The sequence below is a fragment of the Fulvivirga lutimaris genome (assembly GCF_009711525.1).
GTDB classification, from domain to species: domain Bacteria; phylum Bacteroidota; class Bacteroidia; order Cytophagales; family Cyclobacteriaceae; genus Fulvivirga; species Fulvivirga lutimaris.
This window is the reverse complement of record NZ_SMLV01000294.1, coordinates 1-11,168: the sequence shown is the minus strand read 5'-3', so window position 1 is coordinate 11,168 and position 11,168 is coordinate 1. Positions and strand designations below refer to the sequence as shown.

Sequence of the window (11,168 nt, the reverse complement as noted above, 5' to 3'; positions counted from 1 at the left end):
ATTGATAATCAATAACTTACGTGGGATAGTCGGCATGACAAACAAATTAAAATTTATATCTAAAAAAATAAAGCAATATGAATTTAAGTAACAATACTATACTAATAACAGGTGGTTCAAGTGGAATAGGGCTTGAAATGGCCAAAGAATTTTTAAAGAGAAATAACAAAGTAATTATTACTGGACGTAATGCTGAAAAATTGCAAAAGGTAAAAGATAAATTAGAAGGAGTGATTACCATTCAAAGTGATGTAAGCAGTCCTGAAGAAATAAAAAAACTATATCAACAAATAGAAAAAGACTTTCCTGAGCTTAATATTTTGATTAACAATGCGGGCATTATGTGCACCATTAATTTACAGGATCACAAACTATCTGATGATGATTTAACCAAAGAATTAGACATCAACGTTAAAGGAACCATTTGGATGAATGATGCTTTTATGCCTTTATTAAAAGGAAAAGATAATGCCGCTACCGTAACTGTGTCTTCAGGTTTAGCATTCATGCCACTACCTATTTCACCTGTATATTGCGCTAGTAAAGCAGCCTTACATTCCTACACACTTTCATTAAGAGCACAGTTAAGTAATACTACAATTAAAGTATTTGAACTTGCACCTCCTGCTACTGACACAGAGTTACTATCTCAGTTTCACGAAGAAGATATGAAAGGTTCTACCCCTATGCCATTAAAGGATATGGTAGCTGCATTTTTAAAAGGTTTTTCCAAGGACAAACACGAAATATGCCCGGGGCAAGCCAGCCAATTAAAATTTATGAGTCGTTTCTTCCCTGGTTTTATTCTTAAAGTATTAAGTAAGCCAGTAAATAGAATGCATAAGGTCGGTTGAGTTGTAGGAAAATACACTTAAATAAAAATTCAATTCGCCACAATGAGTGAACTGACTAAAGTATTTGTGGAGGATATTAAAGATCTTCATGATTGGCTCAAAAAACATTATCGTCAAAACGAAAGCGTTTGGCTGGTAAAATGGAAAAAAGAATTTGGGGAAGCATATATCAGCTATGATGATATGGTTGATGTATTGGTAAGTTTTGGATGGGTTGATAGTTTACCTAAGAATTTAGACGATGAAAAAACCATGCACCGCATTTCGCCAAGAAATCCGAAGAGCAACTGGTCTAAGGTGAATAAGGAAAGGGTTAACCGCCTTATAAAGGCTGGTAAAATGGAATATCCTGGATTGAAAATGGTAGAAATAGCCAAGAATAATGGAGCATGGAATTTTCTTGATGATGTTGAAAAGCTAATTATACCCAAAGACTTAGAGAAGGAATTTAGGGCCAACACTAAAGCGAAGTATTATTATGATCGCTTTCCAAATTCTTCCAAAAGAAATATTCTTGAATGGATAAAAAACGCCAAACAAGATGCAACAAGAAAAAATAGAATAGCTGAAACTGTTACTCGAGCTGCTGAAAATATCAAAGCCAATCACCCAAAAGGTCGAGACGTTGGACCAAAAGATGACTAGATGAAAGTTGCGTTAAACTGCCTTTTTTTTCAAATTATGCGAATTACTAATTGAAAATAGAGGACTAATAACCCTATAATCTTTGTCATAGACATAAGTATGTTTCAGTATGGCAACGATACATCCGCTATGCTATTGAACGACTAAAATTAAGGAATTGAACTATTCCAGATTTGCAATCTGAAACCTTGAACCCATTAGGTCTACAAAACTATTACACTAAGTAAGTCATCCCGTATACTTAGGCCAGAGCTTCAGCATAGGCAGCAGGGATTTTTGCCATAATTATTGGATTAATGACTCCAGGGGTTTATTCCAATTTGTAGCCGTAATAAGCGTTTAATAAATACAATACGTTCACCAGCGGCCCAACTAATATTGCCTGTTGCCAAGTAATTAATCCTATATAAGTAATTATAAAGACAATAAATGCAATTGACGCAATGGCAATGCCTACATATCTCAACGTAGGGTTAAGAATAGTATCACCAACATACAAATAAACCATCCCTCCTAAGAAAAAGACATTACCTAAAACAAAAGTTGATGTTGCAATTTGATTTACTGCCAGACCTACCTCCAAAGACGCATTTTCATAACCACCAATCATTAGCGGGTATGTAATCAAAATAATAAATTGACCAATGGTGATAATAACCCATTCCATCTTTCTTAAATGTATTGCAAAATACAATGCACCAATGGTCATCACTGTCATAATAAAAAATTCAGCCTTCCAATGAGTCCCATAGATGGCCCAGTTTTCATTAATGTAAACTAGTCTATCAGCAAACACTTTTGGTGATTTACTCTGCAAGGCAATGTAAATTGCAATGGTAACGTTTACCAAAATAGATCCTAAAGACCAGCAGATTTTAGCAAATTTCATATTATACCTCTTTTAGTTGTTTCAGTTTTCTTTTGTATCGAAGTGCTGCTATTAATGGGATTAAGGCAATCAGTAAACCAAAAAGAAGTCCTTTCATTGTGAACTTCATAGTCTGACTTGTATCAATATCATGTCTATGATTCCAGATCTCAACTATTTTCCCATTCTGTATTCTAAACACATTTATAATCGGAATTTTACTTTCACCGATAGCTATTCTTCCCAGCAATGTTTTAGGTTTATAGTTGGCCTGCCATCTAGTAACTACCATATCACCTTCTACTACTTGATAATCTATCGTATTATTCCACTCACCATTCTCCCAAAAAAAATCAGCTGTATTTTTCTGTTCAATTGCCGGTTCGGTAACGCCTTTTCGATCTCCTATATCATGTACTACATAGGTATCCGCTACATATTTGCTATAGTTATCAGTATTATTAGTAAACCATAAATCTTCATAAAAATCCATTGCAATTTTTCTATTCACAGCTTCAATGCTGTCATTTTCATGAGCATTAGTGCTCAAATTCAGCAACATCATAAATAGTATTAGTATCTTTTTCATAGCGAGTAATTTATACGCCAAGATCGTCATAAAACATCCTGGACATTATTGCTAAAAGACATACTTTGTATTGCTAAAAGCCCGAAATTTTAACTATAAATAGTTCGAGGGCAGTTCGTTAAAGTACTTTTTAAAGGCAGTGGTAAAATTTGAAGGGTGGGAATACCCGAACTCATAACTAAGCTCTGTTGGAGTTTTCCTTTTAGTAATCAGTTCGTCCTTGGCATATTCCATTCTTATTTTGTGATGATATTGAATAGGAGAACTGCCGAATAGTTGCTTGAATAATAATTTGAATTTGGTGGTACTCATACTGGCCAAACTAGCAAGAGTCTCTATATTGGGCACATCTTGGGTCAAAGGGTTTCTCAACGTAGCTGCCGCCATAAATAAGCTTCTTACATCACTAATGTGTATATTAGCCTTACCTGCCTCAGATTTTCTTCTTTTTAACTTAGAAGTAAGCTGAATAATAAAGTCAAGACAGTGTTTATGACAAATAAGCTTATTTTCCATAGAAGCAAGTGCAAGCCTTAGACTTTCTTCCAATTGATAATCTAAATCTTCATAGGATAGCTTTTCCTCAAAGCTCAATTCCTCTTGAAAATAAAAGTTGATAAACTCTTTATGAAAGCGGAACGAACAAACATTCACGACCTGATTCGCTTCAAATTGTGTCGTAATTTCTATCCCTGGTCCATAGATCAATACACCTATGGGTGCATGTCTATGAAATTCAATATCCTGATTATCTACCTTTTTGACCTGCTTTAGATCTGCTAGATTGATGTGGCACAGCACCCAATCCGAATCATCTGAATTAATAGATTTCATCGAATAGGTTACATTTTCACTACAGTTTGACCAATGATAGAATTGTAATTTAGATGGGAATTTCAAAAATTTCATGGTGCCGGTACCACGGTGCTTTGGTGTGTGATATACCTTGTCCTGATCTGTTGGTTTCATTTCAAAGAAACTTATAAACTGATCAGCTAACGGCTCATGAATTTTAATCTCAATTTTCTTCACCTATCTAATATAATGATGTATGCTCTAAATTCTTATAAGTCCTGCGAACTATTAGATTATGTCATTGCTATTCCAGATTTGCAATCTGGAAATAGTCTCGTAGGATCTGTGATCCGTTCTTATAAACGGATTGAAATCCCATGAATTCCTAAGGAGTTGGAAATTGCAATGAGTAATAAGTCTCAAATTACATATAGTAGCGATACTATTACCACCAAATAAGTCATCCCGCAAGTGATCTTTGCCATCAGTACAATGAATCTAAATTGTGGCAAAGATACCTCCATTCCACTTTGGTATAACCTATATTAAGAAGACTCCTTTCATCTAATCATTTCTATATTCGATGAGCCGCAGAACCAGATGATGCACAACAGCCGAATTTGATCAATGGTATTTATTTCATTTTGGAATGCATTATCTTTCTACTTTAATCATTAATTACCCTCATGGCCAGCAAATTCAAGTTACCTGTAATCATTTTATGGATCTTCACATGTCTTTATATCACTCCGCTGAAGGCACAAAATCATTTAGAAAGGTTCAATACCGTTGATGTTCAGCATTATAAATTTGATATAAAACTTTCTGATGCTACTGATGAGATTGAAGCAAAGGCAGACGTAACTATTGAGTTTAAGAAAGCCGTCAGCAGTTTCAATTTAGACATTATTAAAAAGCAGGCCGATGGCAAAGGAATGGTGATCAATTCAGTTACAGAGAATGGCATAGCGGTAAACTTTAAACATGAAGGCCAAGCCCTTACTATCAATATTAACCCTACCAAGACAGGAGAAAAAAGAACTTACACGATTACTTACAAAGGTGTTCCTGCGGATGGACTTTATATTTCTAAAAACAAGTACAACGAACGCACCTTCTTTGCTGACAACTATCCTGACAGAGGTAAAAACTGGCTTCCGCTGGTTGATCATCCGTCTGACAAGGCAACTGTAGAATGGATAGTGACGGCTCCTAACTATTATCAAACCATTGGCAATGGACTGCTATTAGAACAGAGTTATGTTAATGATGATATGGTGATGTACCATTATAAAATGGACACGCCTATTTCTACCAAGGTCATGGTTTTTGGAACTGCAAGATTTGCCGTAGAGCATAGTGGTGAGCTAAAGAACATCCCAATCTCGGCCTGGATTTACCCTCAGGATAAGGAAATGGGTTTTAGCGATTTCTCCAAAACAGCTTCTATACTCGATTACTTTATTACACATTTTGGTCCTTATCCATTTGAAAAACTGGCCAATGTGCAGTCTAAGACCAGATTTGGCGGTATGGAAAATGCAGGCAATGTATTTTATGGAGAAAAACTCATCAACGGAACAGGTAGCATTGAAGGCACCCTAGCTCATGAAATTGCCCACCAGTGGTTTGGTAATTCAGCCACGGAAGGCAGCTGGCACCACCTTTGGCTTAGCGAGAGTTTTGCTACCTATTGTACCGATTTGTACTGGGAGCACCAATATGGTCGTGACCCTTTTGTGGAACGGATGAAGTCTGAAAGACAAAAATACACGGACTATGTGCCCACCAACATGGTGCCTATTATCAATCCTGTAAAAGATGATTTTCTGCAATTGCTCTCGCCATTGACTTATCAAAAAGGTGCTTGGGTGCTGCACATGTTAAGACATGAAATTGGTGATGACCTTTTCTGGAAGGGCGTTCGCAGCTATTATGAAAATTACAAATACAGCAATGCATTATCAGAAGACCTTCAAGGAGTTATGGAAGAAATATCGGGTAAAGACTTGAGTCCATTTTTTAAGCAGTGGCTATATCAGGCCGGGCATCCGCAATTGGATATCAATTGGAGTAATGAAAAAGAATACATGGAAATTGAAATCAGGCAAACGCAAAAAGCAAATTTATTTACATTTCCTGTTGATGTTAAAATGACTTTTGAAGATGGTAAGAGCAGAACAGAAACCATTGATATTTCGGAATTACGAACCAATGCCAGATTCATGACCACAAAAAAAGTGGTGCAGGTTGACATTGATCCAGATACGTGGTTACTTCATGAAGTAACTTCAATCAAGCAAAATGACTAATACAAATCGTAAAAGAGGAGCCTATTTTGTTCTTGCAGCAAGTGTTATTCTACTTGTATTTAATTTGGTTGAGACCAATTTCAATAAGGGCACTTGGTACATGGGGCCGCTGTCCAACATTCTATTAATAGTTTCTATGATTATAACACTTAGGGAGATTAAGAAACAGGAACAAAATACTTAAAGCCCTTCGCTCAATATTCATTAATCAGAATTCGTTAGTTTTAGTATAACTAACATCCTAGCCTATGAAATGCCTGCCTGCATTGCTTTTCGTTATCACAGTATTTTCAAGTTGTACTACGATCTATTTTGAGCACCCACAACCCAAAGGTGATCCTGCATTAAAAGGTTTCCCAAAATCATTTCAAGGTGCTTATTTCGTCAAAGACGGTGCTCTGACAGACACGCTTTTTGTTGAGAAAGATAAATTCGTCTATCCGGAGAATTTTAAGAAAAGTCTGCCCTTAGCTAGTTTGGATACCATACCAACAATGCGCATTGCTGGCAACCTGTTATATGACGATACTGTGCCTATTGATTATGGAATTCCATTCACGGAAAGTAATGACTCAATTCATTACGACATCACTATAAAAATGGATAAAAAACTCTCGGAGGTTCTTGTACTCAAAAAGTTCGGGAAGCTCTTGGTGCTTAATGAGAAAGAAGACAAGAAGGATTATTGGAATACGTACCTTATAGAGAAATTAAAGAATGGAAATTTACAGGTATCTGCTGTTGGTAATTTTAAGCCAGAAGGTGTAGAAGACAAGAAAGGTAACTTTGACGGAGAATTAAAAGACTTTTATTCAATCACCTCATTCACTCAGCTAAGTGACGACTCCTTTCTCATCAATCCCGATAAAAAGGCCTTCCAACAATTATTTAATAAGGATTTCTTCAAGAAGGTAGAGGTTTATGAGAGGGTGAAGTAAACACCATTTCATCATCTCGGAAATTTTATTAATATATTTCAGATGTATAAAATTGTCCGTGATCTCCCAAAAACTTGATTAATGAGATACCGGATAAATAAAGGTTATTAAAAGTTAAACCTTTATTTTCCGGCATGACGACTTGTTTGATCCGACCATTCCTTTGCTATTCCAACAATTAAAAGGCATTTTTAATGTACTTAACTAATCACTTAATACCAGTACATGTCGGCACGACAAGATGCACTTCAAATTTTTCAGGCAGCAGTTAAGGCCGTACAGCCCTCCTATTTGTTGCCACAGCACATCAAATTAGAAGAGCAACAACTTACAATTCTTGGTGATGAGATTACGCTAAAAGAAACCAACAACCTCTACGTTATAGGTGCTGGAAAAGCTGCCGCTGCCATGGCCGTGGAAACCGAAAAAATTTTAGGTACTCATATTAAAGATGGAATAGTTACCACAAAATACCATCATAGTCTTCCTACCAATCACATCAAAATCATTGAAAGTGCTCACCCGGTACCGGATGACAACTGTGATTTGGCGGTAAGGGAAACCATAAACCTGCTAAGGAATACAACTGAAAATGATGTAATCATCTGTCTGATCAGTGGTGGAGCTTCATCGCTGTGGTGCGATGTGCCATCAGGGTTAATCATGCCTGACTTGCAACAAACCTTTGATCTTCTTCTCAAATCGGGGGCTGAAATACAGGAAATGAATACGGTACGAAAGCACCTTTCCCAGATCAAAGGAGGGCAGCTACTGAGACATACTAAATCAAAGGTTTATTCATTGATTATTAGCGATGTGGTAGGTGATGACATCAGCGCCATTGCCAGCGGACCAACCGTGCCAGACCCATCAACTTTTGCCGATGCAAAGGCTATCTTGTCTAAATACAGATTAATAGACAAAGTGCCTGAAGGAATTATCAACCATATTGGAAAAGGGATTGATGGAGAAATATCAGAAACACTTAAAGCTGATGACTCATTGTTCAACAATTCAAAAAGTAAAATAATAGGCAATAATCAGGTGGCTTTGGATGCTGCAAAAGCAATGGCTAAGGACTTAGGATATTATGTAGAGGAGAATTGTGAATTAATCACTGGAGATGCTGTAGAAGAAGCGGCCAAACTGATGGAAAAAGCCAAAAACTATAATAGTGCTAAACCTGCTTGTCTACTGCAGGGTGGTGAAACCACTGTGATGATTACGGGACAAGGCAAAGGCGGAAGAAATCAGCATTTTGCATTATCAGCTTTGAAGCAATTTTCAGAAGCAACCATCCATATCACCATCTTAAGCGGTGGAACTGATGGCACTGATGGCCCCACCGATGCTACCGGAGCCGTAGTTGAGATTAGCTCGTTGCAAAAAGCTGAAGATCAAAAACTAGATATCAATAAATATCATAGAAATCAGGATGCTTATAACTTCTTTAAGCAAACAGACGACCTTATAATCACAGGCCCGACACAAACCAATGTAATGGACGTGATGTTCGCATTAATTCAATAAAATCTAAACAATGACCTCACCTTTCTATCTATTATTCCTTCTTATTGCCAGCATAGCTTTTATTGTTTGGAGTACAGCCTACAAAAAAATGAACGCCTTTTTTGCGCTGTTATTAGCTGCATTTGGTGTAGGGCTGCTCAGCGGTTTGCCTATTGGCGAATTAGTAGAAATGTTGAAGAAAGGTTTTGGCTCTACCATGGAAAAGATAGGCCTTTTGATTATTCTGGGCACCACACTTGGTATTATTCTGGAAAAGACCGGAGCTACTTCAAGCATGGCCAATAGCATCTTAAGAAGGATGACCGAAAAGAATGCACCTGCAGCTATTGCACTAACAGGCTTCATCATGGGTTTCCCTATTTTCTGCGATTCAGGATTTATCATTCTTAGCGGGCTTAATCATTCTTTAGTTAGGAAAACACATTTCAAAATGCCTGTAATGGCAGGTGTATTGGCCACTTCATTGTATGCTGTGCATTGTCTTGTGCCTCCACATCCCGGAATAACGGCCGCTGTAGGCACTGCTGGTGGAGAATTGGGAAGAGTGATGCTTTGGGGAATGTTACTGGCGCTTCCTGCTGTAATCATTGGGTATTTATGGAGTATTTGGCGAGGTAATAAAATGGATCATTCTGAGCAAGACCCTAATCATATTGATCATGACACGCTTGATCTGCCCTCTCCACTTTTATCATTTGTTCCTGTGGTGCTACCGATTGTGTTAATCGGCCTAAATGCTATGTTACAGCTGAATTATACTGCTACTGAAATGAGTGCGAACACATTATTGAAGATCATTTCATTTGTTGGAGACCCAGTTATGGCATTAGGAATTGCTGTCGTGGTATCTACTGTTTTAATTAAAACCAAACACAAAGAAGATTTTAAACACTGGCTCACAGATGGTGTAGACAAAGCCGGGATGATATTAGCAATATGTGCTGCTGGAGGTATGTTTGGTGCTATGCTCAAGGCCACAGGCATTGGCAGTAATTTGGGTGAGATGTTGAGTGGTTTATCTTTAGGCATCTTCTTTCCATTCCTGATAGCAGCCACATTAAAAACCGCACAAGGCTCCACAACTGTAGCTGTAATAACAGCGGCTTCTTTGATTACTCCTCTTTTTGCAAATCTTGGTTTAGCCTCGCCAATGGGCATTACTCTTGCTATTTTGAGTATGGGCGCTGGCAGTATGATGATCAGTCACGCTAATGACTCCTATTTCTGGGTCATCAGCAGATTTTCGAATATGGATACCAGCACCACTTTAAAAGTCTACAGCATGGCCACGCTTATTATGGGAGTATCTGTTCAGTTGATTATTTGGCTGTTGTTTTTAGTTTTGGCCTAATGGCGAATCGATTAGTTCATATTCTAAATGGTGATGCTCTAAAAAGCCAGGTAGAAAATTGGCTTGCAGGCGAATTAATTGTTGCCAGGGAATGCCTTGTGGATGGTGATGATTATGGCACAGATATAGAGTCCCTTTATGCCTGTCGAGCTAAATTTATTAGCTCCAATTATGAAGGCACTCAGCCTGAAGACTATTATAAAAAGACTGTATGTGAAATTGAAAAGATCAGAGCATTAACCAGCCAAGATGAAATTATGCTTTGGTTTGAAGACGATGTATTTTGCCAGGTTAATTTTTGGTTCTGCATTCACCTTTTATATCAAAATGGGGTGCATAATCTATCACTAGTCAGACCGGAGAAACATACACAGTACGGATTTGGTGGACTGCAACAACCTGAGTTAGAAATTGCCTTAAAGAACCGTTTAGAATTGAATCACCAGAAGGAGATTGCAGCACTTTGGGAGATGTTTAAAGCAAGAAATGTCAATCATCTAAATAAAATGGCCGTGTTCTTTAATAATGAATACCCATTCATCTCGAATGTGATAGATGCCTTTATCAGGAGCATACCTACTAAAGATAACCCCGGAGAGCCAGTTATGATTTTGAAAGAGATAATGAAAGACCTAAACACACAGGAGTTCTCTCCCATTTTTAGAGAATTTAGTAAGCGTGCCCCTATCTATGGATACGGTGACCTGCAGGTGAAGCGGTTATTGGATAAATTAATATGAATTATTGATTATAATATTATAATTTTTAACTATATTACTTAAGTCTAAATATTAGACTAACGCTATATTCAGTATAGCTCAATTTAATACTTATGAAAAAGTTATTGGCAGTTGTTCTTTTTTGCTTGAGCTCTCTTAATTCTTTTGGTCAAACAGATAAAGGCACTTTTCAAATAGGCATTAGTGGATTGCCAATATTTTATCCTGACAACACAGAAGAAACAGGATATTCAATAAGATCCAATCTTGGATATTTCCCAGCCAATAGATTTTCAATTGGTTTAATGCCTTTTGCAGGTAAGGTAGAAGACATGAAAGCTTTAGGTGCAACTGTTTACTTCAGGTACTACTTATCAAACAATCATATATCACCCTTCTTTGAAGCTGGGGTAGGGTTTGGGAATTTAAAATATGATGACTACCCGCAGTATAATGGAACGATGAATGCTTTTAACATTGGTCCTGGAATCCATTATAACTTTAAAAACAAATTATCAATTGAGCTTCTGGTGCAGTATGCAAGATTGAAAAACATAACTTATCCCG

The 11,168-nt window shown here is 37.2% G+C and carries 12 protein-coding genes; 9 read left to right on the top strand and 3 right to left on the bottom strand.

Annotation, left to right across the window (positions count from 1 at the left end; all coding sequences use genetic code 11):
• Window positions 1-77: 77 nt before the first annotated feature.
• Both E1140_RS05215 and E1140_RS05210 read left to right on the top strand, forming a co-directional pair.
• Complete coding sequence (locus E1140_RS05215; RefSeq protein WP_155179844.1) at window positions 78-854, top strand: SDR family oxidoreductase; 777 nt, start codon at window positions 78-80, stop codon at window positions 852-854.
• A 42-nt stretch (window positions 855-896) separates the two neighbouring features.
• Complete coding sequence (locus tag E1140_RS05210; RefSeq protein ID WP_155179841.1) at window positions 897-1,499, top strand: YdeI/OmpD-associated family protein; 603 nt, start codon at window positions 897-899, stop codon at window positions 1,497-1,499.
• 310 nt (window positions 1,500-1,809) lie between these two features.
• Here E1140_RS05210 and E1140_RS05205 read toward each other — a convergent pair whose 3' ends face one another.
• The 3 genes from E1140_RS05205 to E1140_RS22005 form a co-directional block, all read right to left on the bottom strand.
• Entirely contained in the window at window positions 1,810-2,388 is a 579-nt protein-coding gene (locus E1140_RS05205) for a hypothetical protein (protein ID WP_155179838.1), read from the bottom strand.
• Window position 2,389: 1 nt separating this feature from the next.
• The gene (locus E1140_RS05200) at window positions 2,390-2,956 is read right to left on the bottom strand and encodes an ester cyclase (protein ID WP_185153436.1); all 567 of its coding nucleotides are present in this window, start codon (window positions 2,954-2,956) and stop codon (window positions 2,390-2,392) included.
• 93 nt (window positions 2,957-3,049) lie between these two features.
• Window positions 3,050-3,988, bottom strand: a complete 939-nt coding sequence (locus E1140_RS22005) for a helix-turn-helix domain-containing protein (RefSeq protein ID WP_155179833.1) — start codon at window positions 3,986-3,988, stop codon at window positions 3,050-3,052.
• Window positions 3,989-4,437: 449 nt separating this feature from the next.
• Between E1140_RS22005 and E1140_RS05190 the strand changes: the two genes are divergently transcribed.
• From E1140_RS05190 to E1140_RS05160, 7 genes are all read left to right on the top strand, one after another.
• Window positions 4,438-6,063, top strand: a complete 1,626-nt coding sequence (locus E1140_RS05190; RefSeq protein ID WP_155179830.1) for a M1 family metallopeptidase — start codon at window positions 4,438-4,440, stop codon at window positions 6,061-6,063.
• Window positions 6,056-6,247, top strand: coding sequence for a hypothetical protein (locus E1140_RS05185; protein WP_155179827.1), 192 nt, complete (start codon window positions 6,056-6,058; stop codon window positions 6,245-6,247). Before E1140_RS05190 ends, E1140_RS05185 begins: the two co-directional genes overlap by 8 nt.
• Before the next feature lie 64 nt (window positions 6,248-6,311).
• Window positions 6,312-7,001, top strand: a complete 690-nt coding sequence (locus tag E1140_RS05180; protein WP_155179824.1) for a hypothetical protein — start codon at window positions 6,312-6,314, stop codon at window positions 6,999-7,001.
• A 225-nt stretch (window positions 7,002-7,226) separates the two neighbouring features.
• Window positions 7,227-8,531 (top strand): glycerate kinase type-2 family protein, encoded by a 1,305-nt coding sequence (locus E1140_RS05175; RefSeq protein ID WP_155179821.1) that lies wholly within the window; start codon window positions 7,227-7,229, stop codon window positions 8,529-8,531.
• Between the two features lie 10 nt (window positions 8,532-8,541).
• Window positions 8,542-9,882, top strand: a complete 1,341-nt coding sequence (locus E1140_RS05170) for a GntP family permease (RefSeq protein ID WP_155179818.1) — start codon at window positions 8,542-8,544, stop codon at window positions 9,880-9,882.
• The gene (locus E1140_RS05165) at window positions 9,882-10,622 is read left to right on the top strand and encodes a DUF1835 domain-containing protein (RefSeq protein ID WP_155179814.1); all 741 of its coding nucleotides are present in this window, start codon (window positions 9,882-9,884) and stop codon (window positions 10,620-10,622) included. The genes E1140_RS05170 and E1140_RS05165 overlap by 1 nt, the downstream gene beginning before the upstream one ends.
• A gap of 92 nt (window positions 10,623-10,714) precedes the next feature.
• Window positions 10,715-11,168 (top strand): outer membrane beta-barrel protein (locus E1140_RS05160; protein ID WP_155179811.1); only part of this gene is annotated, 454 nt, incomplete at its 3' end.